Here is a 22,421-nt window from a genome sequence, read left to right as displayed (position 1 = left end):
CGCGCTCACCAACCTCGTACCAACCTTCGCCGACCATAGTGTGTTCCACCACGCACGGGTCGCGAGGAGCGAGGCGCATGATCTACGGCAAACCCGGATCGGATACCGGCATAGTCAGCTATGCCGCCCGGTACGACAACTTCATCGGAGGTGACTGGGCCGCCCCCATCGAAGGCCGCTACTTCGACAACACCTCCCCCGTCGACGGCGAGATCTTCTGCGCGGTGGCCAGATCCACCGCCGCCGATATCGACATGGCACTCGAGGCCGCGCACCGGGCCACCGACCGCTGGGCCGCGACCCCGGTCGCCGAGCGGGCCGACATCCTGAACAAGATCGCCGACCGGATCGAGAACAGCATCGAACCGCTGGCGGTCGCCGAGACCTGGGACAACGGCAAGCCCGTCCGCGAGACGCTGGCCGCCGACCTGCCGCTGGCGGTCGACCACTTCCGCTACTTCGCCGGCGTCCTGCGGGCCCAGGAAGGTGGGATCTCGCAGATCGATCCCGACACCGTCGCCTATCACTTCCACGAGCCGCTCGGCGTCGTCGGGCAGATCATCCCGTGGAACTTCCCGATCCTGATGGCGGCCTGGAAACTGGCTCCCGCGCTGGCCGCGGGCAACTGCGTGGTGATCAAACCCGCCGAACAGACGCCGGCCTCGCTGCTGCTGGTGGTGGAGCTGATCGCGGATCTACTACCGCCCGGAGTCCTCAACGTGGTCAACGGTTTCGGTGTCGAAGCGGGCAAACCGCTGGCGCAGAGTCCGCGGGTGGCCAAGATCGCCTTCACCGGCGAGACCACCACCGGCAGGCTGATCATGCAGTACGCCGGCGAGAACATCATCCCGGTGACGCTGGAGCTGGGCGGCAAGAGCCCCAACATCTTCCTGCCCGATGTGCTGGCCGCCGACGACGACTACCTCGACAAGGCGATCGAGGGTTTCGTGATGTTCGCCCTGAACCAGGGAGAGGTGTGCACGTGTCCGTCGCGGGCGCTGATCCACTCGTCGATCTACGACGAGTTCCTCGCCCGCTGCATCGCCCGCACCGAGGCCGTCGTGTCCGGTCATCCACTCGACACCGAGACGATGATCGGCGCGCAGGCAGGCAACGACCAGTACGAGAAGATCCTGTCCTACCTGGACATCGGCAGAGCCGAAGGCGCCCGCGTGCTGACTGGAGGGGAAGCACGCAAGGTCGACGGCCTGCCGGGTGGGTACTACATCGAACCCACCGTCTTCGAGGGTGATAACACGATGCGGATCTTCCAGGAGGAGATCTTCGGCCCCGTCGTCGCGGTGACCCGTTTCGACACCACCGACGAGGCGATCCGCATCGCCAACGACACCCTCTACGGCCTCGGCGCCGGCGTGTGGACCCGCGATATCACTACCGCCCATCGACTCGGCCGCGGCCTCAAGGCCGGCCGGGTGTGGACCAACTGCTACCACGCCTACCCCGCGCACGCCGCGTTCGGCGGCTACAAGAAGTCGGGATTCGGCAGGGAGAACCACGCCATGACGCTCGGGCACTACCAGCAGACCAAGAACGTGCTGGTCAGCTATTCGACGACGAAACTCGGGATGTTCTGATGCAGAACCGCATCCACCGTGTGGAGATCACCGAACGAGCACAGACGCTGTTGCGCAGGCTGATCGAGGACCACGGCCCGGTGCTGTTCCGCCAGACGGGCGAGGGCTGCGACCCCGATATCGCGCCGGTGTGCCTGTCCGCCAAGCAGTTCCCGATCGAGAAGGCCGACGTCCTGCTCGGCAGGCTCAGCTGGCACACCGAATTCTGGATCAGCCCCGAGCAGTTCGAATGCTGGAAAGACACCCACCTCACCGTCGACGCGGTGCGCGGGCAGGCCAGCGCGGAATCGCTGGAAGCGGGTCAGGGCATGCGATTCGTGTTGCGCGCCAGGCAGTTGACCGCGGCGGAGAACGCCGCGCTGGCGGCCGCACCGCCCCCGCGAACCGGCGCCGACCGCACGCTGTAGCGGCGCACCGACCTGACCTGGCTGGACCTTCCCGGCACTGCCAGGCCATGGCGAGCCCCCGCCGACTGGGCCATCGCGGCTCAGCCGGCGGGGCGAGCTCGCCGTTTTCCGTGTCGGCGGCGCGCATAGCAAATGCGTTCCGGCACAAACCAAATCGCGTCTCGCTCAGCGAGACCCACAGGGCAAGACTGCAACGATTCCGTTACGTTATGGCGATGTTCTTAGCGAGACTCGGTGTTCGTACCCGGATTCTGGCGATCGCTCTCATTCCCAGTCTCACCCTGGTGGTGGTCGGCGTGGGTACGGCGGGCTACCTGGTCGAGGAGAGCAACAAAGCCAAGACCTGGGCTTCGGAGATGCAGGCGGCGGTCCCCTACACCCGCGAGCTGATCGAAGCGGTCCAGTCCGAACGCCAGCTCACCCTGGCGCATCTGGCAGGCGACGAGAACGCCCAGCTCGCCCTCGGACCGGCCCGTGCCCGGCTCGATGCCGCCTTCCGCGGTCTGATCGAGATCTCGGCAGGCATCCGCGAGGTCGACGATTCCAACATCGGTGACGACAAGGGCGGATTCGCCACCCTCGGAACGCATCTGGCCGGAGTCCGGGGTGGCGCCGACGCGGGAGTGCTGCCCGCCTCGGACGCGTTCGTGTTCTACAACCGCTTGCTCGATGTCTTCACCGAGGGCACCAAGGTCGCCGAGCGCGCCGCCCCCGACGCCATTGTCGCCTCCGGCGTCGCCGAGGGCTTTCGAATGCTCAACGCCGCCGAGGGGATGTCCCGCAGCACCGCGTTGGCCATGCAGATGGTCACGGCAGATGGCCCGACGTCCATCCCGGTCGACGAGTTCATCCGCCTCAGCGGCTTTTATCACGTCGAGGTCGCCAATATCGCGGCCGAGCTCGACGACAGCCGGCGCACCGCGATCACCGCGCTGATGGCCTCGGCGCATTGGCAGCAGCTCACCGCGATGGAAGCGGCGATCATGCAGCGCTTCGCGACGCCCGCGACGCCGAGCAGCGGGACCTCGAGCAGGCAGAGTGCCGCCCCGGCACTGCCGATGAGCATGCCCGAATGGCAGAGCGCGGCTGCCGAAGTCAACCGGGCCCTGCTGGACGCGTACGGCGCGCACAACCGGCACGTGCAGAAGCTGGCCGAGGACACCGCGCACCGGGCCGAGGTCAACGCGGCCCTGGCCGGTGGCGGTGTGCTCGCGCTCAGTCTGCTGGTGTTCCTGGTCGCGGTGATCCTGGCCAACCGGATCATCCGCCGCCTGCGCCGCCTGCGCACCGAGACACTGAAGCTCGCCGACGAGCAGCTGCCCGCCACCATGCGCACCCTGCGTGACGGTGGCGACGTCGAGGCCGCCGACACCGCCCCCACGCTGGACTTCGGCCGCGACGAGATCGGTCAGGTCGCCAAGGCCTTCGAGCACGCCGCCTCCGCCGCGATCCGCGCGGCCGTCGACGAGGCCCGCACCCGGGAGGGTGTGCGCGCGGTGTTCCTCAATATCGCCCACCGCAGCCAGATCGTGGTCCACCGCCAGCTCGAGATCCTCGACGAGGCCGAGCGCAGCCAGGAGGACCCGGCGCTGCTGGAGACCCTGTTCCGGCTCGACCACCTCGCCACCCGCGAACGCCGCAATGCCGAGAACCTGATCATCCTGGGCGGCGGGCGGCCAGGTCGCCAGTGGCGCAAGCCGGTTCCGGTGATGGACCTCGTGCGCAGCGCCATCGGCGAGACGCTCGACTACGCCAGGGTGCGTGTCACCAAGCTGCCCGAGGTGGAGGTCGTCGGCACCGTCGTTGCCGACCTCGTGCACCTGCTCGCCGAGCTCGTCGACAACGCCACGGCGTTCTCCCCGCCGCAGTCGCGGGTGGAGGCGAGCGGCAACATCGTCGGCAAGGGCGTTGTCGTCGAGATCACCGACCAGGGCATGGGCATGAGCCCCGAGGACCTGGCCAAATACAACACCATGCTGGCCGATCCGCCGGACTTCGGTGTCGGCACGCTGTCCGCGGACTCGCGACTCGGCCTGTTCGTCGTCGCCCGGCTGTCCACCGCGCACGGTGTATCGGTGCGGCTCAGCGAATCCGACTACGGCGGCATCCGCGCCATCGTGCTCATCCCGTTGTCGCTGCTGGCCGGTGACTCCGACACCGCGATGATGCAGCCGGTGACGACCGGTCCGCTGCGGCGCGGGCTGCCGGCCCCGACGCCCGAGCCCGCCCCGGTCGCCGCGATCGAATCGGCACCGGCGCCCACCTCGGTGGCCACGCTCGTCGCCGATCCGCCCACCCCGCCGCGCCCGGTGGCGCCCGCTCCCGAACTGCCCGCCGCGCAGACCAACGGCTCCGAGGAGCGTCCGGCCCTGCCGCGGCGCCAGCGGCAGACGAACCTGGCGCCCGAGCTCACCGACGAACCCGCCGCCGAGGAAGCGCCCCGCGCGCCGGAGCGGCCACGGACGGCCGAACAGGCGCGCGATCTCATGTCCGCGATCGAGAACGGCACCAGGCAGGGGCGCAAGCCCCTGACCACATCGAACCAGGACGAACAGGAAGGCTGAGGTGAACTCTCCCCACCCAGGTGATCTCAACTGGCTGCTCGACGATCTCGTCGACCGGCTGGCGGGGGTCCGCTACGCGGTCGTGCTGTCCACCGACGGGCTGCTGCTCGGACGGTCCTCGCAGATGAAGCGTGAGGACGCCGAGCACTTCGCCGCCATGTCGTCGACCCTCTACGGTCTCGCGCGCAGCGCGGGCAGCCGCTTCGACGGCGGTGGCGTGCGGCAAGCGGTGATCGAGCTCGATCGCGCCGTTCTGTTCGTCACCTCGGCGGGCGACAACGCCTGCCTGGCCCTGCAAGCGAACGAGTCGGCGAATCTCGGCATGGTCGCCTACGAAATGAATCTCACCGTGCAGCGGGTCGGCAGCTATCTGTCGACCGAGCCGCGGCACGGACTGGCGGAGCTATAGGAAGCCTCACATGACTCGACTCGGCGATCCGTGGTTCGACGACGCGGCCGGACCTCTCGTCCGGCCGTACGCGGTGACCCGCGGCCGCACCATGGGTGCGGCGCACGACCTGGACATGCTCACGGTGGTGGTGGCAGTACATCCCGCCCCCACCTTGCGACGACCGGAACCCGAGTACGCGACGATCGCACGGCTGTGCAAGCGTCCGCAGTCGGTGGCCGAGGTCTCGGCCGTGCTGAAACTTCCTCTGGCGGTGACCAAGATCCTCGTCGGTGATCTCATCGCCGAGGGCCACCTCATCTTCCGGGCTCCGGTAGCGGCCGAGGCCGGCACCGGAGACCTCAACATATTGCGAGCGGTTCTGGATGGCATCCGAAAACTTTGACCCCACAGCACCGGACGGGCAGCACCTGGCCGCCTCGGTGAAGATCCTCATCGCCGGCGGCTTCGGCGTCGGCAAGACCACCATGGTCTCCTCGATCAGCGAGATCGCGCCGCTGCGCACCGAGGAGCTGATCACCGAGGTCAGCACCGGCGTCGACGACCTGTCGGGGGTGGAGCAGAAGTCGACGACCACGGTCGCGCTGGACTTCGGCCGCATCACCATCGACCGCGATCTCGTGTTGTATCTGTTCGGTACCCCCGGCCAGGACCGGTTCTGGTTCCTCTGGGACGAGCTGTGCCGCGGCGCGCTGGGCGCGATCGTGCTCGCCGACACCCGGCGCCTGAGCAATTCCTTTGCGGCCGTCGACTTCTTCGAACGGCGCGGGCTGCCGTTCCTGATCGCGGTGAACTGCTTCGAGGGCGCGCCGCGCTACACGATCGACGAGGTCCGCGACGCGCTCGACCTCGATCCGAACACCCCGGTCATGCTGTGCGACGCCCGTGACCGGCCCTCGGCGAAGGCGGTGCTGACCCACCTCGTCGAGTACCTCATCGCCCGTGCCACCCGCACCCCGGTGACCACCTAAGCAGTGGTCGACCGGGGGGCGGTCCCGGTCATTCTTCTGTGGTTCCAGATTCCCGCGCCGATTTCGCTGTGGCCGACTTGCCCGGAAATGCTTCCGCTGCCATCTGGAACGAGTAATAATTTGGACTGTGTCCACCACGTCGGACTTCGAGCGGATGCTCCGCGCGGCCTCGCTGCGCGTCACCTCGCCGCGCCTGGCGGTGCTGACCGCCGTGCACCAGCATCCGCATGCTGATACCGACACCATCCTGAGCCGGGTGCGAGACACCCTCGGCGCGGTGAGTCATCAAGCCGTCTACGACGTGCTGCGTGTGCTCACCACCGCCGGCCTGCTCCGGCGGATCCAGCCGATGGGCACGGTCGCCCGGTACGAGACCCGGGTCGGGGACAACCATCATCACCTGGTGTGCCGATCCTGCGGCGTGATTGTCGATGTCGACTGCGCAGTCGGCGATGCGCCCTGTCTGACCGCTCTCGATGACACCGGTTTCGTCGTCGACGAAGCCGAGGTCATCTACTGGGGCCGCTGCCCCGACTGCCTGACATCACCATCACTCTCCTGAAAGGAATCACCGTGCCCGAGGAACATCCACCTATCGCGGAAGCCAACACGGAACCCGGTGAAAATGGTTGCCCCGTCGCCGATCGTCGCCCGTTCGCGTCCGCCGACGCCCGTGGCAGCAACCGGGACTGGTGGCCGCACCAGCTCAACCTGACGATCCTGCAGAAGAACCCGCCGGTGGCGAACCCGATGGGCGAGGACTACGACTACGCGGCCGAATTCGCGACCCTCGACCTGGCCGCCGTGAAGCAGGACATCGAGCAGGTCATGACGACCTCGCAGCCCTGGTGGCCCGCCGACTTCGGCCACTACGGACCGCTGTTCATCCGGATGGCCTGGCACTCGGCGGGCACCTACCGCGTCGGCGACGGCCGCGGCGGTGCCGGCGCGGGCCTGCAGCGGTTCGCGCCGCTGAACAGCTGGCCCGACAATGCCAGCCTGGACAAGGCCCGCCGCCTGCTGTGGCCGGTGAAGAAGAAGTACGGCAAGAAGCTGTCCTGGGCCGACCTCATCGTGTACTCGGGCAATGTCGCGCTCGAGTCGATGGGCTTCCCGACATTCGGTTTCGGTGGCGGCCGCGTCGACGCGTGGGAGCCGGAAGAAGACGTCTACTGGGGTCCGGAGCGCACCTGGCTCGGCGACGAGCGCTACTCCGGTGAGCGCAACCTCGAGCGTCCGCTCGCCGCTGTCCAGATGGGCCTGATCTACGTGAATCCGGAAGGCCCCAACGGCAATCCGGATCCGCTCGAGGCCGCGATCGACATCCGGGAGACCTTCGCGCGGATGGCGATGAACGACGAGGAGACCGCCGCGCTGATCGTCGGCGGGCACACCTTCGGCAAGACCCACGGCGCCGGTCCGGCCGACCTCGTCGGTCCCGAGCCCGAGGCGGCCCCGCTCGAGCAGCAGGGCCTGGGCTGGAAGAGCGGCTTCGGCACCGGCGTCGGCGCCGACGCGATCACCAGCGGCCTGGAAGGCATCTGGAACAGCACCCCGATCACCTGGGACAACAACTTCCTGGAAACCCTGTACGGGTACGAGTGGGAGCTGTCGGCGAGCCCGGCGGGCGCGCACCAGTACATCCCGAAGGACGGCGCGGGCGCGGACACCGTGCCCGACCCGTTCGATCCGGCGAAGAAGCGCACCCCGGTCATGCTGACCACCGACCTGTCGCTGCGGATGGACCCGATCTACGAGCGGATCACCCGGCGCTGGCTCGAGCACCCGGAGGAGCTCACCGACGCGTTCGCGCGCGCCTGGTACAAGCTCACCCACCGCGACATGGGTCCGGTCGCGCGCTACCTCGGCCCGCTGGTGCCGTCCGAGGAACTGCTGTGGCAGGACCCGGTGCCTGCGCACACCGGCCCGCTGATCGGTGACACCGAGATCGCGACGCTGAAGAGCCAGATCCAGGCCTCCGGCCTGAGCGTCGTGCAGCTGGTGTCGACGGCATGGGCGGCGGCCTCGTCGTTCCGTGGCAGCGACAAGCGCGGCGGCGCCAACGGCGGCCGGATCCGGCTGCAGCCGCAGGCGGGCTGGGAGGTCAACCAGCCCGACGAGCTCGCGCAGGTCGTCCGGACGCTCGAGGGCATCCAGTCGACGTTCAACGCCGACGGCGGCGCCCAGGTGTCGTTCGCGGATCTGGTCGTCCTCGGTGGCGCGGTCGGCGTCGAGCAGGCGGCCAAGGCGGCCGGGTACGACGTGAGCGTGCCGTTCGCGCCGGGCCGCGGCGATGCCGGCCAGGAGCAGACCGACGTCGAGTCGTTCTCGGCGCTCGAGCCGAAGGCCGACGGGTTCCGCAACTACCTCGCCAAGGACGCCGGGATCCCCGCCGAGTACCTGCTCGTCGACAAGGCGAACCTGCTGACGCTGAGCGCACCGGAGATGACCGTCCTGGTCGGTGGTCTGCGCGTGCTCGGCGCGAACTACCAGTCCTCGCCGCTCGGCGTGTTCACCGCGACGCCGGGCGCGCTGACGAACGACTACTTCGTCAACCTGCTCGACATGGGCATCGAGTGGGTGCCGTCGGCCGCCGACGACGACACCTACGAGGCCAAGGATCGCGCGACCGGTGCGGTCACCTGGACCGGCAGCCGCGCCGACCTGGTGTTCGGTTCGAACTCGCAGCTGCGCGCCGTGGCCGAGGCCTACGCGACCGACGACGCGAAGGAGAAGTTCGTGCACGACTTCGTCGCCGCGTGGACCAAGGTGAGCAACCTGGACCGGTTCGATCTGGGCTGACCCGTCAGAAGCGAAACACCCCGTGGCTCAGTGCGAGTCACGGGGTGTTTCGTTCGCGGCCCGGATCACGCGGTGGCGTCGGCCTCGGCGAGTTCGGCCAGCCGATCGACCGACGCCTGCAGCTTGTCCGAGGTGGTAGCCCTGGCCCGCACCTGACGCAGTTCGTCGTGCAGCTGGGTCCAGTCGTAGGTGTGGGTGACCCGGGTGTTGGTGTCGTCGATCGGCTCCAGCTCCCAGCGCCACAGGTGGCCGGGCGGGGTCTTGTCCCGCTCGGACGGGTTCCAGGCGATGCGGCGGCCCTCCTCGAACTCGACGATGTGGTTGTCGCGATCGGCGCCGTTGGTGAGGGTGGTGGTGAAGACGTCACCGGTGGCGCGGACCCGTTGGCCCGCGCTCGCTTCCGCGAGATTGTCGTTGCCGTCCCAGCGTGGCTGCTGGGCAGGGTCGGCGATCAGTTCGAAGATCGCGGCGGCGCTCGCCGTGATGTCGCGGGAGGCGTGGACGATGCGGGGCGCGTCGATGGTTTCGGTCACCGGGCGATCGAACCAGCAGATCGCCTGCCCCGGCAACCATTCCGCTCGAGCCGCCGACTAACTCACCTTGGACACCGCGAAGACGGGGATTTCCCTGCTGGTCTTGTCCCGGTATTCCGCGAAGCCCGGCATCAGCTCGACCATCCGGTCGAACAGCGCGGTGCGCTCCGGGTCGGCGACGAGTTCGGCCTTGCCCGTGAAGGTTTCGGTCGGCAGCTCCACGGTCAGCTCCGGGTTGGCGACCAGGTTGTGGTACCACGCGGGGTGCCTGTCGGCGCCGCCGTTGGAGGCGATCAGCACGATGCGCTCGCCATCGGGCAGGAATACCAGCGGATTGGTGATCGCGCGACCGGACTTCGCGCCGGTGGTGGTGATGATCACCATGTTGTCGCGGCCCTCGAACAGGCCGCCGACCCGGCCACCGTTGGCCCGGAACTCGGCGATCACCTGGTCGTTGAATGCACTCATCCTCGTCCTTTCGCGGTGCGGTCTCCTGCGCCAACCATCCGGACACGCCGTGCATTCCCGCCCGCGTACCGGCCTGCCTCGGCATATGCGTCGAAGTAGTGAGCTCCTCTAACGTTGCGGGGTGCTAGGACATTCACATGCGACCAGTGGCGCGCTGGCCTGGGCGGGTACCGCCGCGGCGCTCCCGCTCACGGTCGCCGCGTTCCCCCTGTTCGACAGCGACACCACACGATTCGGGATCGCCGAATTGATCATGGGCACCCTGCTCACCGCGGGTGCCGCCTTGTTGCCGGACGCGGATCACCCCAGCGGAACCATCTCGCATGTGCTCGGCCCGGTGTCACATCACCTGTGCCGGTTCATCTCCTGGGTCTCGGGCGGTCATCGCCACGGCACCCACTCGCTGCTGTTCGTGGTGGCCGCGGTCGCCGCCACCTGGGCCGGGGAGCACTTCCTCGGCAGGCCGTTCACGCTGAGCCTGGTGTTCTTCCTGCTCGCGCTGGCGGTGCGGTCGCTGCATCTGTGTCCGCCGGGCAAGAGCGTGCGGACCTACGGGACGGTCATCGTGCTCGCGACGGCGGGCACCTTCGCCGTCGACCACTGGATCGTCGACCGGCCGGCGTGGCTGCCGATCTGTGTCGGGCTGGGGTGTCTGGCACACCTGCTCGGCGACTGCCTCACCGATCGGGGTTGCCGGCTGCTGTGGCCGTTCCCACTGCGCACCAGGGTGCCGTTGATCGAGCGGACCGGGAACCGGGTCGAAACCTGGGTCATCTCTCCGCTTTTCGTGCTCGGCACGATGGGTGCGCTCTGGTACGCGATCACGCATCGGCCGTGATCGGCGATCGCTCGTGAGGACGGCGGGCCCTCCCCCGCCGTCCTTGTCTTCTTTCCGCAGTTCGACAGAGCTTACATAGTTAGATGCGCATATCGCAGTATCGGCATGTTGATTGTGATCGATAACGAAAACGAGCGGGAGAACCCCTGCATCCTCCCGAAGCCGCCCCAAGCCCAGCACCTTTCAGTGCACAGTTGTACTCTCAACCCTGTGACCCAGCAGCTCCCCCAATCCCAGGCCGAAGTACAGGCGCTCACGCGGCTGGCGGGCGACGAGTTCGTCGGCGCGGTCGACGGGATAGCGGCCATCCACCGCGCCATCTCCGATCGGGTGTTCGCGGCCGTGCGGGTGGGCGTCGGCCCGGCCGCCGATCCGGTGAAGCTCGTGCACGACGCGATCACCGACGGCGTGTACGCGGTGGTCGGCGGGACCGGGTTCGTGGTGGGCGAGGTCGCGAGCGCGGTCCAGGTTCCCGGTGTCACCGCACCGTCGCGCACCGTGTGGGGCGCGGGCATCCTGGCCGCGGTGCAGGGACTGATCGGCGACGCGCTCGCGGACGAGGAACCGATCCTGGCCTCCCCCATGACCTTTCGCGTCGACGGCGCGCCGGTACCGCCCGAGCTGCTGGCCGCGCATTTCGCCGTGCCGACGACCCGGCTGGTCGTGCATTTGCACGGACTGGTGGAGACCGAGCACGCGTGGCGCCTCGGCGGGCGCCCCACCTACGGCGAACGGCTGGAAACCGAACTCGGCTACACCCCGGTATTCGTGCGGTACAACTCGGGCCTGCACATCTCCGAGAACGCGGCTGAGCTCAGCGCCCTGCTGGCGCGGCTCGTGGCGGCCTGGCCGCTGCCGGTGCACGAGATCTGCCTGATCGGCCATTCGATGGGCGGGCTGGTCGCGCGCAGCGCGTGCCATCAGGCCGACGAGGCGGGCGAAGCGTGGGTGCGCGCGGTCCGTCAGGTGGTGTGCCTCGGCTCCCCACACCTCGGCGCTCCCCTGGAGCAGCTCGCCCACTACGCCGCGGCCGCGTTCGACCTGCTACCCGAGACCCGTCCGCTGGGCAAGCTGCTACGCAGGCGCAGCGCGGGCATCCGGGACCTGCGCCACGGTTCCCTGGTCGACGAGGACTGGCGCGATCTCGACGTCGACACCCTGCGGACGCGAGCGGTGCGTGAGGTGCCGTTGATCGCCGGCGCCGAGCACTACTTCGTCACCGCGACGTTCACCCGCAGCCCGAAGCATCCGCTCGGCCTGATCGTGGGCGACGGCCTGGTGCTGAGCGGCAGCGGCTCGGGTCGCGGCTGGGCCCGCCGGATCGGCTTCGACGGCGTCGACAGCCTGCATGTGCCCGAGGCGAACCATTTCAGCCTGCTCAATCACGACGTGGTCTACGCGGCATTGCACAGCTGGCTGTCGAGCACCCCACGCAAGGCAGTCCGGGTGGATACGCTGTGGCCATGACTCTCGACCACGGCGACCCCGGCGACGCACCCTCCATCCCGCTGCCGACCGCTCCCCTGGCCAACGAGGCCCGCCCCTCGGCGGCCGAGGAGGCCAGAACGATTGCGGCGGCTACGAATACGGGCACCCTGGCCAGCCTGACGGCCGACGGTGCACCGTGGGCGTCGTTCATCACCTACGGACTGCTCGACGGCGCGCCCGTGCTGAGCGTCTCGCGACTGGCCGAGCACGGCCGCAATCTGGCCGCCGATCCGCGCGCCAGCATCGCCATCGTGACGCCCGATATCCCGGCCGATCCGCTGGCGGGCACCCGGATCACCCTGGCGGGCGTGGTGGAGCAGCCGGTGGGCGCCGAGGCCGAGGCCGCGCGCGCCGCGCACCTGGCCGCCATCCCCGCCGCGAAGTACTACATCGACTACAGCGATTTCACGCTGTGGATTCTGCGGGTCCAGCGGGTGCGCTGGGTCGGCGGATACGGGCGGATGGATTCGGCCTCGGCGCAGGAGTACCTGGACGCGCAGCCGGACCCGATCGTGCCGCAGGCCGCGCCGGGCATCGCGCACCTCAACGCCGACCACGCCGACGCGCTGCTGGCGATGGCCAACCAACTCGGCGGATTCCCCGACGCGACCGCGGCCTCCTGCGAACGCGCCGACCGCTACGGGCTGGAACTGCGGGTCGAGACCCCGCGGGGGGTGGCTCGCACCAGGGTCGGCTATGCCGCACCCCTGTCGGAGATCTCCGAATTGCGGTCGGCGACGGTCGAACTGGCGCGCCGGGCCCGCGCGGCGGGCTGATCCGCGGGGCCGGCCCGCCGGGCTGGGAGGATCAGGTCCAGAGCGCGGCGACGAGCACGTTGACGATCGCGAGTCCGCCCGCGACATCGGTCATCCAGTCGATCTGCTTGCCGCGCTTGGCATCGGCCCTGCCCATCTCGGCGAGCGCGACCACGATCACCGAGATCGCCAGCTTCACCGCCAGCTTGGTGGTGTCCGGGTCCTTGTCGAGCGAATCGACGCCCGAGGCAAGGCCCGCCAGGATCACACCGGTGACCAGCTGCGCACGCGCGCCCCAGACCATCAGCTCCGACACGACAGGACGCGAGGCGGCGAAGCCACCGACGACGGCGGCCATCCCGAGCAAATGCGTGACAACCACCAGGTTGTAGACAAATTCCATGAATGCCGAGCGTAGTTCACCCGAAAGCGGCCGATGCCCGAAGGCGTCGGCCGTTTTCCGACGAACTTTTCCGTGGCGTCAGAGCCCCTGCTGCTCCAGCACGCGCGAATCCTTGCGGACGCCGAAGGCGGTGATGATCTCCATGATGCCGATGACGATCAGGAAGATGCCGACGACCAGGGTGAGGGTCGTGAGCGAGCTGATCGGCCACACGATCAGGATGACACCGGCGATGGCGCTGACGATGCCGTAGAAGATCTGCCAGCCGCGGCCGGGGACACCCTTCTCCGACATGGCGGCGAACAGGATCGCGACGCCACGGAACAGCCAGCTGATGCCGATCCACAGACCGAGCAGCACGATCGAGGCGAGATCGTCGCGGAAGCAGAAGACACCGATGATCAGCGACAGCACACCACTGATGAAGGACAGCACCCGGAAGCTGGTGCTCGGCAGGTGGGTGAACGCGGCGATCAACTGGAAGATGCCGCTGACAACCATGTAGATACCGAACAGAATGCCCGCCACGAGCAGCGTCTTATCGGGCCACACGAGCACGATGATGCCGAGGACCACCGCGAGGAGGCCGGTGACCAGGATTGTTTGCCAGGTTTTCTTGGCAAGAGCCGAAAACGGGCTCTCCGGCACGGTATTTGTCGTCATGACGAGATGTTATGCCCGCATGCTCTGGTTTTCCGGACATTAGCTGGGGTCGTGACCGTGTCGCGACCGCGGACATCGCGCCGAGCGGGGGTTCCGTGACAGCCGCCACGTCCTTGCCCACGCGAACGTTTGGCTTGCCCTGCTCCCGGGTAGGTCATGGAAGTGTCGGTTGTACTCGTGCTGCAAGCTCGGGGCCTCGGTGATCTCCTCGCCGCGGTCCCGGCTCTGCGTGCTCTGCGCCGGGCCGAACCACGCAGCAAGATCGTGCTGGCGGCGCCGCATCGATTGGAGCAGATCGTCGATCTGATCTCCTCGGTCGATGAACTGGTGCCCACCGCCGATCCGGCCGCACTGATCTGGGACGGGCCTGCGCCCGAGTTGGCGGTGAACCTGCACGGCGCGGACGGCGCGAGCGCGCGAGCGCTGGCCGATACCGGCGCCGACCGGATCATCGGCCACCGCTCCCCCGCACTCCCCAAGCTCGCGGGTCCCCGCTGGGATCCGGAGGCGCACGTGGTGGATCGGTGGTGTCGGCTGCTGGAGTCGGCGGGAATAGAGGCCGATCGCCGCAATCTCGGGCTGGTGCCGCCGGTGGCGTCGCTGAGCCGCCGGGACTGCGTCGTCGTGCACATCGGCGCGGGCGCTCCCGCCCGGCGGTGGCCGCCGGAGCGGTTCGCGGCCGTGGTGCGGCATCTGCTGGTGCTCGGCCGGGACGTGGTGCTCACCGGCGACCCGTTCGAACGCGAGATCGCCGTCCAGGTGGCCGCGCAGGCGGGCCTGCCCGACGATCGGGTGCTGGCAGGCAGGCAGAACCTCACCGATCTGGCCGCCACGGTGGCCGAATCCTCGCTGGTGATCAGCGGCGACACCGGTGTCGCGCATCTGGCGACCGCCTTCGGCACCCGCACCGTGCTGCTGTTCGGGCCGACGCCCCCGCGCCGGGGCGGGCCCCCCGCCCACCTGCTGGGCAGGCACGCGGTGTTGTGGGCGGGACAGGTGGGCGATCCCGAGGGGCGCGCGCCGGACCCGGGCCTGCTGCGCATCGGCGTGCCCGAGGTGGTGGCCGCCGTGGACGCGCAGCTGGACAAGCAGGACTGGGCGGACTCGACCCGGTCGCGCTATCGCCGGGTGGGCTGAGCCGGGGCGGTGGCTTCGCGCAGTGCCGCCGCGTGGGCGGCCAGCGCGCTCGGCCAGAACTGCTCGAGATAGTCGCGGGCGTCGCTGAGGCCGCGGGGGTCGAGGGAGTAGAGGTGGCGGTTGCCGTCGCGGCGCATGGTGACCAGGTGCGCTTCGCGGAGCACGCGCAGGTGCTGCGAGGCCGCCGAGCTGGTGATGCCGGTGGCCGCGGCCAGGTCGGCGACCGAGCGTGGGCCCTGCGGTAACGACTCGAAGATCGCGCGCCGGGTGGGGTCGGACAGGGCCGTAATGGCCCGAACTCCGTTAGTGTCCACTGAATCAGTGTCCTCCGGACGGGGATATTCGGCAATGATCTTGCGACCTGGGAATTCCTGCCGGTCGGTCCCTGGAATCTCCGTTTTTGTTATGCTGTTGTTATAGATCAACTGGGGTTATAGCCAGCAGTGATGGCAGCCACATCTGTCGCCGTCGACATCACGGTTTCGCTACGTTCGAAACATGTTCGTGACCAACCCGTTATCCGCTCGAGTCTCCGATGCCCTCGCCGGCCGTGGGCGAGGCGTTGTCGCGGGTGCGGTGGCTTTGTCCGCACTCGTGGGAACCTCCGCCGCCGCCTTCGGTGGGCCCGAGACCCCGACTTCCGACACCAGCATCACCGCGGGCGCCACCCAGGCCATCACCGCGGGACAGTCACCGTACCGTTTCGTCGCCTACACCCCCGCCGAGGCCCAGGGCCCGCAGGGCCAGGCCCCCGTATCGGCCCCGATCGCGTGGGAAGAGCACCGCGAAGCGGTCGCCCTCGCGCTGCCCGAGCTGCCGCCGATGCCGGTCATCGCGCCGCCCCCGCCGCCGCCGCGCCCGCAGACCGTCCGCCCGGTCAACGGCAGGCTGACCTCCTACTACGGCGCCCGCTGGGGCGAGTCGCACAACGGCATCGACTTCGGTGACCCGATCGGCGCCCCCGTCTTCGCCGTCACCGACGGTACCGTGATCGAGACCGGCCCGGCCTCCGGCTTCGGCCTGTGGGTCCGCATCCAGCAGGACGACGGCACCATCGGCGTGTTCGGTCACGTCAACGAGATCCTGGTCGAGACGGGTCAGCACGTGAACGCCGGTGACGTCATCGCCACCGTCGGTAACCGTGGCCAATCCACCGGCCCCCACCTGCACTACGAGGTGCACGTGCCGGACGGCTCCCTCTACGGCGCCCCGATCGACCCGCACCCGTGGCTCGCCGCCCGCGGCGTCGACGCCGGTGTCGCCCAGGACTGATCCGCACTACAGACTGATCCGCGCCGTGTGCGCGATCAGGAAATCCCGAAGCCGCGCGACCGCGAGCGTCGGCCCATGGTCTCCCGAGACCAGGCCGATCTCGCGGTCGCGTTCGCCATCGATGCGCACGACCGCGAGATCGGGATGCGGTATCTCGGCGGCGGGCAGCAGCGCGACGCCGAGACCGAGCGCGACCAGCTCGCGCAGGGTCTCGAATTCGGTGATCTCGAACAGCACACGGGGCGTGAAACCCGCTGCGGCGCACCAGGTGTCAAGCAGGGATCGCAGCTGATAGCTGGGCGGGTTGGCGATGAAGGCGGCGTCGGCCAGTTCGGCGAGGTCGATGTGGGTGCGGCCTGCCAGCGGGTGCGTGCGCGCCACGTGCAAGTCGATGCGCTGCCTGCCGAGCGGCACCGTCGGCAGATCGGCGGGCGGCGGGATCATCACCGCCAGATCGAGCCGGCCGTCACGGACCTGCTCGGCCAGTGCCTCGCCGTGTGCCTGCACCAGGTGCAACCGGATCTTCGGCGCCCTGGTGTGGAACTGCGCCAGCAGCGTCGGAATGCTCACCGGGCCCAGGGTGAGCGGGAAGCCGAAGCGGACGAGGCCGCTGTCGGGATCGGCGTCGGCGCGCACCCGGCGCACCGCGTCGTCGAGAGCGCGCACCAGGCCACGGGTGTGTTCGTAGAGCTCGCGCCCCTGCGGGGTGAGCGTCACGCCGCGCCCTACCGGCTGGAACAGGGCCACGCCCAGCGCCTGTTCCAGCGTCTTGATCCGGCGGCTCAGCGAGGACTGTGGCACCCCGAGCCGCTGCGCCGCCCTGGTGAAGTGCCCTTCGTCGGCCGCCGCCTCGAAGGCCGCCAGCAGCGGTGCCAGGGCGTGCGCTCCCCCGTCGCCCGAATCATCCATATTCGGATCATATAGTCGGCGATTCCGTATTGGACGGATCACTCCCGGTGGCGTGACAATGGCGGTACACAGCTCACGGGAGGTTCGACGATGACCGAGACGACACCCATCCACCCCGAATCCGCCGGTGGCGACGACGTTCTCGACGCCGTGCTGATCGGCGGCGGCATCATGTCCGCCACGCTCGGCGCACTGCTCAGCACCCTCGCGCCGGACTGGTCGATCGCCCTGTTCGAGCGGCTCGGCGAACCCGCCGCCGAAAGCAGCCATCCTTGGAACAACGCGGGCACCGGGCATTCGGGCCTCTGCGAGCTGAACTACATGCCCGATCCCCGCGACGGCAGCAAAACGGCCGGGATCGCCGAGCAGTTCGGGCTCTCGCGGAGGTTCTGGTCGGCACTGGCCCGCCGCGGCGAGCTCGCCCCGGCCACCTTCGTCACGGCGACCCCGCACGTGACGGTGGTGTTCGGCGATCACGACATCGCCTATCTGCGGCAGCGCTACGCGACACTGCGCGACCAGCCCGCGTTCGCCGGTATGGAGTACACCGAGGACCGCGCCGTCATCGCCGAGTGGGCGCCGCTGCTCGTGCGCGGCCGCGCCGACGGCGAGGCGATGGCGGCCACCCGGCACACCGCGGGCACCGATGTCGACTTCGGTGCGCTGACCAGATCACTGCTGTCGACGATGACCGCGGCGGGCAATGCGGTCCGGCTGCATCGCGAGATCACCGGACTCACCCGCGGCAAGGACGGGCTGTGGACCGTGCGCGGACGAGACCTGGACAGCGGCAGGCGTTTTCAGGTGCGCACCCGGTTCGTCTTCGTCGGGGCGGGCGGCCACGCCTTGCGGCTGCTGCAGCGGGCCGGGCTGCCGGAGGTGCGTGGCTACGGCGTGTTCCCCCTCGGCGCGCAGTTCCTGCGTACCGACAATCCCGACGTGGTCGCCGAGCACCACGCGAAGGTCTACAGCCAGGCCGCACTCGGCGCTCCGCCGATGTCGGTGCCGCACCTGGACCGTCGCGAGGTCGACGGCAGCGCGTCGTTGCTGTTCGGCCCCTACGCCACCTTCAGCACGCGGCTGCTGCGCTCCGGCAAGCTGACCGACCTGTTCACCACGCTGCGACCGCACAACATCGTGCCGCTGATGGCCGCCGGTCTGCAGAATCTCGATCTGGTCCGCTTCCTGATCACCGAACTGCTCGCGTCGCGGCGCCGGAAGTTCGCGCAGCTCCAGCGCTTCTATCCCACCGCGGATCCCGGCGACTGGGAGCTGATCCAGGCCGGGCAGCGCGCCCAGCTGGTCAAGCCGGATCCCCGGCGAGGCGGTGTGCTCGAATTCGGCACCGAACTGGTGACCGGAGCCGACGGCACCGTCGCCGGGCTGCTCGGCGCCTCCCCTGGCGCCTCGATCGCGCCGTCGATCATGCGCGACCTGCTGGAGCGCTGCTTCCCCGAACGGCGCTACGAGTGGTCGCCGCTGCTGGCGGAACTGCTGCCGGAGACAGCGCCGGTCAGCGCGGCGCGTTGACGAGGGCCCCGATCAGGCGGTGGCTGCGAGCGCTCATCTCGCCCGCCGTCTGCTCGGGGTGCCGCAGCCACCACAGGACCAGCGAGGTCACCGACCCCATCCAGACATCGGTGAGCGCGGACAGGTCGTCGGGGTCGGTGAGGGCGAGCGCGCTGAGCGCGTCGGCGACGCCACGGGCCGCCTGGGCGGCGATGCGACGGCGGGCCGCGCGCACGGCGTCGGCGGCGGGGCCCTCGTCGGGATGGGAACGGTCGAAGACGACGGTCCAGTCGTGCGGTCGCGGGGCGAGGGCGACGAAGAGCGCGTCGAGGGTTCGTTCGGCCTTGCTCAGGCCGCTCGCCCCGGTGATGGCCGTTTCGATCGCGTCGTAGATGACGGTGGCTGCGCGCTCGACACAGGCGATGTAGAGCCCGTCCTTGGACTGGAAATAGGTGTAGACCAGCGGCTTGGACACCCCGGCCCGCCGCGCGACATCGGCAGGTGACAGGCCCGCGTAGCCGACTCGCCCGATCTCGGCGACCGCGGCGTCGAGGATCTGCTGCTCACGCTCGGGGCGCGGGACACCTTTGGTTCCAGCTGTGCTCACCCGACCCATCCAACCATCACGGCCACACCGGTTGACACTCAATTGACCCGTTTGTAATTTACTAGATAGTAAATTGAATCGGTAACCCCTTCGACGCCCAGGAGTCCCCGTGCTCGACCGCCTCGCGCAGTCCTTGCTGCTCAATCCGCCCGCGCTGCCGCGTACCGTCGCGCGACTCGTACTCGGCGAGCGGCACGAGATCGCGGGCAAGACCGTCCTGCTGACGGGCGCGTCGTCCGGGGTGGGCCGCGCCGCCGCGCACGCGCTGGGCCGCCACGGCGCCCGCCTGATCCTGGTCGCCCGGACCGCCGAACCCCTGCTCGAGGTCCGCGACGCGGTGCGCGCGACGGGCGGCGTGGCCGAGAGCATCACCTGCGATCTGTCCGAGCCCGGCGACGTCGACGACCTGGTCAAAACCGTGCTCGAGCAGTACGGCACGGTCGACGTCCTGGTGAACAACGCGGGCCGGTCGATCCGCCGTCGCGCGGCCGATGCCACCGACCGGTTCCACGACTACGAACGGACCATGGCGCTGAACTACTTCGGCGCGGCACGGCTGACCATGGGACTGCTCCCCTCGATGCTCGAGGCAGGCAACGGGCATGTCGTCAATGTCGCCACCTGGGGTGTCGCGGCGGGCACGATGCCGATGTTCACCGCCTACCACGCGTCCAAAGCCGCGCTCGGCGCGTTCGGGCGCAGCCTCGGCGCCGAAACCCGGTCGCGCGGTGTGCACGTCACCACGGTCGGATTCCCGCTGGTGCGCACCGAGATGATCGCCCCCACCGGCGCCTACGACCAATCGGCCGCGCTGAGCGCCGAGCAGGCCGCCGACTGGATCTGCACCGCGATCCGGACCCGGCCGATCGAGCTCTACCCCCGCTACACCCGGATCCTGCAGGCCGTCGCGACCGTCTCACCGCGCGCGGTCGACGCGGTCATCTGGCGCCTGGGGATCTGACGAGCCCGTCGTGACCGCACCCGGGTAGGGCAGGCCCCTACCCGGGTACGGGTGCCGAACCGTTCCGCAGTGGGAGGCGGTGCGGCACACCGGATTTCTACCGTCGAATCATGGCGACGATCGATCTCTCCCGCACCCTGTCCCGCATCCGGGTTCCCGCCGCACCGGTCCGCGACGGGACCGGCCGCGCACCCTGGCACGGCCCGCTGCTGGTGAACTCCGCCCTCATGGCCGGGCTCGTGGCCGTGTCGGTCGTCGGCATGCTGGTCGACGACCGCCTGCTGCTCGGCGAATCGGTGTGGCTCAAGCCCGCCAAGTTCGGGCTCGCCTTCGCGCTCTACGGGGTGACGCTGGCGTGGATCCTGCGGCTGCCGCATCGCGGGCGGCGGGTCACCTGGTGGCTGGGCACCGTCTTCGCCGTCACCGGGATCGCCGATGTCGGCTTCATCGCGCTGCAGGCCGCGCGCGGCACCTTCAGTCATTTCAACACCGCCGACGACCCGGTCAACCAGATCGGCCAGCAGGTGTTCGCCTCCGGCGTCCCCGGTCTGTTCCTCGCCAATCTCGTCCTGGCGGTGGTCATCTCGTGGCAGAAGCTGGCCGACCGCCCGACCAGGATCGCCTTGAAGGCCGGGCTGTGGCTCGCGGTGGCTGGCATGATGCTGGGCTATCTGATGGGCTTCACCGGACCACAGCTGGTCCGCCAGTCCGACGGCACCGTGGTCGGCCTGATGGCCGGGCACACCGTCCGAGCGGGCGGCGCGCACGGTGACGCGGCGCGCGACGGCGTCGGCGCCATGCCGATCACCCATTGGAGCACCACCGGCGGTGACCTGCGCATCCCGCATTTCGTCGGCCTGCACGGCATCCAGGTGTTGCTGCTGCTGGCCGTCGTCCTGGTCGCCCTCGCACCCCGCTATCGCTGGCTGCGCACCGAAACCGTCCGTGCCGCCCTGCTCGGCGTCGCCGTACTCGGCTACTTCGGGCTGCTCACCCTGGTGTTCTGGCAGGCGCTGCGCGGTCAGCCACTGACCAGCCCCGACCTCGCGACCGCCGGGGCGGCGACAGCACTCGCGCTGCTCGTCGCGGGCGGTGTGACGGCGGTGTACCTGCGGGCCCGCGAGACCTCGACCGGGTTCCCCGTCGAAGACCGCCACGCCGAAGCGTGACCGCCGATCCCCCTGGTCGCCCACTCGCCTTGGGCACCACGGGGATTCAGCGCAACCGTTCGGCTTCCCTGGCCAGCTTCACCAGCGCGGCGCTGAGCTCGGCCAGTTCGACGTGCTCGGCACCTTCGGCCACCGCCGTGGCGACGTCTTCCGCGGCGCACCGGGCGGCGAACCAGCGGTCGGCCAGATCCGAGGCTTCCTGCGCGGACAGCACCACCGCGTCCTCCGGAATCCCGGTTCCCTTGAGGCTGGTGCGGTGCTCGTAAGCCCGTTGACGGCACGACTGGCGGCAATAGCGACGCCGGCGACCCGACTCCGAATCCACGATCTCCCGCCCGCACCACAGGCAGGACAGCAGGCGACTGCGCGACATGGTGCGAAACCCTATCGGTCCGATGCCCGATCCAGCGGCACAGGTCTCGCTGAGCGGGCACGGTGCCGGGCCGACGGCTCAGGGCCCGCTCGGTCAGATCACCATTGCGACTACAATGGAACAGTTCAGACGTCCCGCGCGTTAACGGTAGGACCACGACCAGTTCGCAGGCCTGAGAACCGCCGAAGCCGCGAACCCGCGGCGCCAGCCGCCAAAGACAGGGAGCACACATGGCAGATCGCGTACTCCGAGGCAGTCGGCTCGGAGCGGTGAGCTACGAGACCGATCGCGACCACGACCTGGCCCCGCGCCGGATCGCCCGCTACCGCACCGACAACGGTGAGGAGTTCGACGTCCCGTTCGCCGACGACGCGGAGATCCCGCCCACCTGGCTGTGCCGCAACGGCCAGGAGGGGCAGCTCATGGAGGGCACCACGGTGGAGACCAAGAAGGTCAAGCCGCCGCGCACCCACTGGGACATGCTGCTGGAACGGCGCAGCAAGGAAGAGCTCGAGGAGCTGCTCAAGGAGCGCCTCGACCTTCTCAAGACGCGCCGCCGCGGATAAGAGCCCAGCGCCACAACGGCGA

General features: G+C 69.3%; 25 protein-coding genes. 17 read left to right on the top strand and 8 right to left on the bottom strand.

The annotated features are described in order from the left end of the window. Positions 1–77 precede the first annotated feature (77 nt). The 8 genes from ACFWF2_RS12175 (at position 78) to katG (ending at position 8,748) form a co-directional block, all read left to right on the top strand. A complete protein-coding gene (locus ACFWF2_RS12175; RefSeq protein WP_379307307.1) occupies positions 78–1,595 on the top strand; it encodes an aldehyde dehydrogenase family protein in 1,518 nt (505 codons plus the stop codon). Continuing rightward, complete coding sequence (locus ACFWF2_RS12170) at positions 1,595–2,002, top strand: DUF779 domain-containing protein (RefSeq protein ID WP_379307305.1); 408 nt, start codon at positions 1,595–1,597, stop codon at positions 2,000–2,002. Before ACFWF2_RS12175 ends, ACFWF2_RS12170 begins: the two co-directional genes overlap by 1 nt. A 215-nt stretch (positions 2,003–2,217) precedes the next feature. Next, positions 2,218–4,566 (top strand): nitrate- and nitrite sensing domain-containing protein, encoded by a 2,349-nt coding sequence (locus ACFWF2_RS12165; RefSeq protein WP_379307303.1) that lies wholly within the window; start codon positions 2,218–2,220, stop codon positions 4,564–4,566. 1 nt (position 4,567) lies between these two features. Next, positions 4,568–4,975, top strand: coding sequence for a roadblock/LC7 domain-containing protein (locus tag ACFWF2_RS12160; protein WP_189022716.1), 408 nt, complete (start codon positions 4,568–4,570; stop codon positions 4,973–4,975). Positions 4,976–4,985: 10 nt separating this feature from the next. Continuing rightward, complete coding sequence (locus tag ACFWF2_RS12155; protein ID WP_379307300.1) at positions 4,986–5,360, top strand: DUF742 domain-containing protein; 375 nt, start codon at positions 4,986–4,988, stop codon at positions 5,358–5,360. Next, complete coding sequence (locus ACFWF2_RS12150; RefSeq protein WP_379307298.1) at positions 5,341–5,946, top strand: ATP/GTP-binding protein; 606 nt, start codon at positions 5,341–5,343, stop codon at positions 5,944–5,946. Before ACFWF2_RS12155 ends, ACFWF2_RS12150 begins: the two co-directional genes overlap by 20 nt. Positions 5,947–6,073: 127 nt before the next feature. Continuing rightward, the gene (locus ACFWF2_RS12145; RefSeq protein ID WP_378854658.1) at positions 6,074–6,508 is read left to right on the top strand and encodes a Fur family transcriptional regulator; all 435 of its coding nucleotides are present in this window, start codon (positions 6,074–6,076) and stop codon (positions 6,506–6,508) included. A gap of 11 nt (positions 6,509–6,519) precedes the next feature. Continuing rightward, on the top strand, positions 6,520–8,748 hold the full coding sequence (katG, locus tag ACFWF2_RS12140; RefSeq protein WP_379307296.1) for a catalase/peroxidase HPI: 2,229 nt from the start codon (positions 6,520–6,522) through the stop codon (positions 8,746–8,748). A 65-nt stretch (positions 8,749–8,813) separates the two neighbouring features. Here katG and ACFWF2_RS12135 read toward each other — a convergent pair whose 3' ends face one another. Together ACFWF2_RS12135 and ACFWF2_RS12130 are read right to left on the bottom strand one after the other, a co-directional pair. Next, complete coding sequence (locus ACFWF2_RS12135) at positions 8,814–9,281, bottom strand: SRPBCC family protein (protein ID WP_379307294.1); 468 nt, start codon at positions 9,279–9,281, stop codon at positions 8,814–8,816. A gap of 57 nt (positions 9,282–9,338) precedes the next feature. Continuing rightward, positions 9,339–9,749, bottom strand: a complete 411-nt coding sequence (locus tag ACFWF2_RS12130; protein WP_379307292.1) for a nitroreductase family deazaflavin-dependent oxidoreductase — start codon at positions 9,747–9,749, stop codon at positions 9,339–9,341. A gap of 121 nt (positions 9,750–9,870) precedes the next feature. Between ACFWF2_RS12130 and ACFWF2_RS12125 the strand changes: the two genes are divergently transcribed. The 3 genes from ACFWF2_RS12125 (at position 9,871) to ACFWF2_RS12115 (ending at position 12,851) form a co-directional block, all read left to right on the top strand. Beyond that, positions 9,871–10,587: a metal-dependent hydrolase gene (locus ACFWF2_RS12125; RefSeq protein ID WP_379307290.1), complete on the top strand. Its 717-nt coding sequence runs from the start codon at positions 9,871–9,873 to the stop codon at positions 10,585–10,587. Between the two features lie 210 nt (positions 10,588–10,797). Beyond that, complete coding sequence (locus ACFWF2_RS12120) at positions 10,798–12,054, top strand: lipase family alpha/beta hydrolase (RefSeq protein WP_379307288.1); 1,257 nt, start codon at positions 10,798–10,800, stop codon at positions 12,052–12,054. After that, positions 12,051–12,851 carry a HugZ family protein gene (locus tag ACFWF2_RS12115; protein WP_379307286.1) on the top strand — a complete coding sequence of 267 codons (801 nt, stop codon included), beginning with the start codon at positions 12,051–12,053 and terminating at the stop codon, positions 12,849–12,851. The genes ACFWF2_RS12120 and ACFWF2_RS12115 overlap by 4 nt, the downstream gene beginning before the upstream one ends. A 31-nt stretch (positions 12,852–12,882) precedes the next feature. Here ACFWF2_RS12115 and ACFWF2_RS12110 read toward each other — a convergent pair whose 3' ends face one another. Continuing rightward, entirely contained in the window at positions 12,883–13,233 is a 351-nt protein-coding gene (locus tag ACFWF2_RS12110; protein ID WP_379307284.1) for a hypothetical protein, read from the bottom strand. Positions 13,234–13,311: 78 nt separating this feature from the next. After that, positions 13,312–13,896: an HdeD family acid-resistance protein gene (locus ACFWF2_RS12105; RefSeq protein WP_379307282.1), complete on the bottom strand. Its 585-nt coding sequence runs from the start codon at positions 13,894–13,896 to the stop codon at positions 13,312–13,314. Between the two features lie 156 nt (positions 13,897–14,052). Between ACFWF2_RS12105 and ACFWF2_RS12100 the strand changes: the two genes are divergently transcribed. Further along, a complete protein-coding gene (locus tag ACFWF2_RS12100) occupies positions 14,053–15,033 on the top strand; it encodes a glycosyltransferase family 9 protein (protein ID WP_379307280.1) in 981 nt (326 codons plus the stop codon). On the opposite strand, the gene ACFWF2_RS12095 is transcribed toward ACFWF2_RS12100, so the two are convergent. Continuing rightward, positions 15,015–15,347 carry an ArsR/SmtB family transcription factor gene (locus ACFWF2_RS12095; RefSeq protein ID WP_379307278.1) on the bottom strand — a complete coding sequence of 111 codons (333 nt, stop codon included), beginning with the start codon at positions 15,345–15,347 and terminating at the stop codon, positions 15,015–15,017. The genes ACFWF2_RS12100 and ACFWF2_RS12095 overlap by 19 nt on opposite strands. Before the next feature lie 262 nt (positions 15,348–15,609). Between ACFWF2_RS12095 and ACFWF2_RS12090 the strand changes: the two genes are divergently transcribed. After that, entirely contained in the window at positions 15,610–16,305 is a 696-nt protein-coding gene (locus tag ACFWF2_RS12090; protein ID WP_379307399.1) for a M23 family metallopeptidase, read from the top strand. Positions 16,306–16,311: 6 nt separating this feature from the next. Here the strand turns inward: ACFWF2_RS12090 and ACFWF2_RS12085 are convergent, their stop codons facing one another. After that, complete coding sequence (locus tag ACFWF2_RS12085; RefSeq protein ID WP_379307276.1) at positions 16,312–17,214, bottom strand: LysR family transcriptional regulator; 903 nt, start codon at positions 17,212–17,214, stop codon at positions 16,312–16,314. 90 nt (positions 17,215–17,304) lie between these two features. On the opposite strand from ACFWF2_RS12085, the gene mqo reads away from it, so the two are divergent. After that, positions 17,305–18,744 carry a malate dehydrogenase (quinone) gene (gene mqo / locus ACFWF2_RS12080; RefSeq protein ID WP_379307274.1) on the top strand — a complete coding sequence of 480 codons (1,440 nt, stop codon included), beginning with the start codon at positions 17,305–17,307 and terminating at the stop codon, positions 18,742–18,744. On the opposite strand, the gene ACFWF2_RS12075 is transcribed toward mqo, so the two are convergent. Then, positions 18,728–19,339: a TetR/AcrR family transcriptional regulator gene (locus ACFWF2_RS12075; protein WP_379307272.1), complete on the bottom strand. Its 612-nt coding sequence runs from the start codon at positions 19,337–19,339 to the stop codon at positions 18,728–18,730. The two genes, mqo and ACFWF2_RS12075, sit on opposite strands and share 17 nt — an antisense overlap. 100 nt (positions 19,340–19,439) lie before the next feature. On the opposite strand from ACFWF2_RS12075, the gene ACFWF2_RS12070 reads away from it, so the two are divergent. Next, complete coding sequence (locus ACFWF2_RS12070; RefSeq protein ID WP_379307270.1) at positions 19,440–20,291, top strand: SDR family oxidoreductase; 852 nt, start codon at positions 19,440–19,442, stop codon at positions 20,289–20,291. Between the two features lie 110 nt (positions 20,292–20,401). Next, positions 20,402–21,460, top strand: a complete 1,059-nt coding sequence (locus tag ACFWF2_RS12065) for a hypothetical protein (RefSeq protein WP_379307268.1) — start codon at positions 20,402–20,404, stop codon at positions 21,458–21,460. Positions 21,461–21,506: 46 nt separating this feature from the next. Here the strand turns inward: ACFWF2_RS12065 and ACFWF2_RS12060 are convergent, their stop codons facing one another. Then, the gene (locus tag ACFWF2_RS12060; RefSeq protein ID WP_379307266.1) at positions 21,507–21,833 is read right to left on the bottom strand and encodes a hypothetical protein; all 327 of its coding nucleotides are present in this window, start codon (positions 21,831–21,833) and stop codon (positions 21,507–21,509) included. Positions 21,834–22,063: 230 nt separating this feature from the next. Here ACFWF2_RS12060 and ACFWF2_RS12055 point away from each other — a divergent pair, with 230 nt between their 5' ends. Next, the gene (locus ACFWF2_RS12055) at positions 22,064–22,399 is read left to right on the top strand and encodes an RNA polymerase-binding protein RbpA (protein ID WP_188827104.1); all 336 of its coding nucleotides are present in this window, start codon (positions 22,064–22,066) and stop codon (positions 22,397–22,399) included. Positions 22,400–22,421 lie beyond the last annotated feature (22 nt).

The organism is Nocardia sp. NPDC060259 (assembly GCF_042728775.1).
In the GTDB taxonomy this organism is placed as follows: Bacteria; Actinomycetota; Actinomycetes; order Mycobacteriales; family Mycobacteriaceae; genus Nocardia.
Note: the sequence above shows the minus strand (reverse complement) of the source record. Positions and strands in the feature narration are given on the sequence as shown.

Excerpts from the sequence above, each read along its gene's own strand:
- ACFWF2_RS12175 (WP_379307307.1), top strand. The coding sequence starts at position 78 with ATGATCTACGGCAAACCCGGATCGGATACCGGCATAGTCAGCTATGCC.
- ACFWF2_RS12170 (WP_379307305.1), top strand. The coding sequence starts at position 1,595 with ATGCAGAACCGCATCCACCGTGTGGAGATCACCGAACGAGCACAGACG.
- ACFWF2_RS12165 (WP_379307303.1), top strand. The coding sequence starts at position 2,218 with ATGTTCTTAGCGAGACTCGGTGTTCGTACCCGGATTCTGGCGATCGCT.
- ACFWF2_RS12155 (WP_379307300.1), top strand. The coding sequence starts at position 4,986 with ATGACTCGACTCGGCGATCCGTGGTTCGACGACGCGGCCGGACCTCTC.
- ACFWF2_RS12150 (WP_379307298.1), top strand. The coding sequence starts at position 5,341 with ATGGCATCCGAAAACTTTGACCCCACAGCACCGGACGGGCAGCACCTG.
- ACFWF2_RS12130 (WP_379307292.1), bottom strand. The coding sequence starts at position 9,749 with ATGAGTGCATTCAACGACCAGGTGATCGCCGAGTTCCGGGCCAACGGT.
- ACFWF2_RS12115 (WP_379307286.1), top strand. The coding sequence starts at position 12,051 with ATGACTCTCGACCACGGCGACCCCGGCGACGCACCCTCCATCCCGCTG.
- ACFWF2_RS12110 (WP_379307284.1), bottom strand. The coding sequence starts at position 13,233 with ATGGAATTTGTCTACAACCTGGTGGTTGTCACGCATTTGCTCGGGATG.
- ACFWF2_RS12105 (WP_379307282.1), bottom strand. The coding sequence starts at position 13,896 with ATGACGACAAATACCGTGCCGGAGAGCCCGTTTTCGGCTCTTGCCAAG.
- ACFWF2_RS12100 (WP_379307280.1), top strand. The coding sequence starts at position 14,053 with ATGGAAGTGTCGGTTGTACTCGTGCTGCAAGCTCGGGGCCTCGGTGAT.
- ACFWF2_RS12085 (WP_379307276.1), bottom strand. The coding sequence starts at position 17,214 with ATGGATGATTCGGGCGACGGGGGAGCGCACGCCCTGGCACCGCTGCTG.
- mqo (WP_379307274.1), top strand. The coding sequence starts at position 17,305 with ATGACCGAGACGACACCCATCCACCCCGAATCCGCCGGTGGCGACGAC.
- ACFWF2_RS12075 (WP_379307272.1), bottom strand. The coding sequence starts at position 19,339 with ATGGGTCGGGTGAGCACAGCTGGAACCAAAGGTGTCCCGCGCCCCGAG.
- ACFWF2_RS12065 (WP_379307268.1), top strand. The coding sequence starts at position 20,402 with ATGGCGACGATCGATCTCTCCCGCACCCTGTCCCGCATCCGGGTTCCC.
- ACFWF2_RS12060 (WP_379307266.1), bottom strand. The coding sequence starts at position 21,833 with ATGTCGCGCAGTCGCCTGCTGTCCTGCCTGTGGTGCGGGCGGGAGATC.
- ACFWF2_RS12055 (WP_188827104.1), top strand. The coding sequence starts at position 22,064 with ATGGCAGATCGCGTACTCCGAGGCAGTCGGCTCGGAGCGGTGAGCTAC.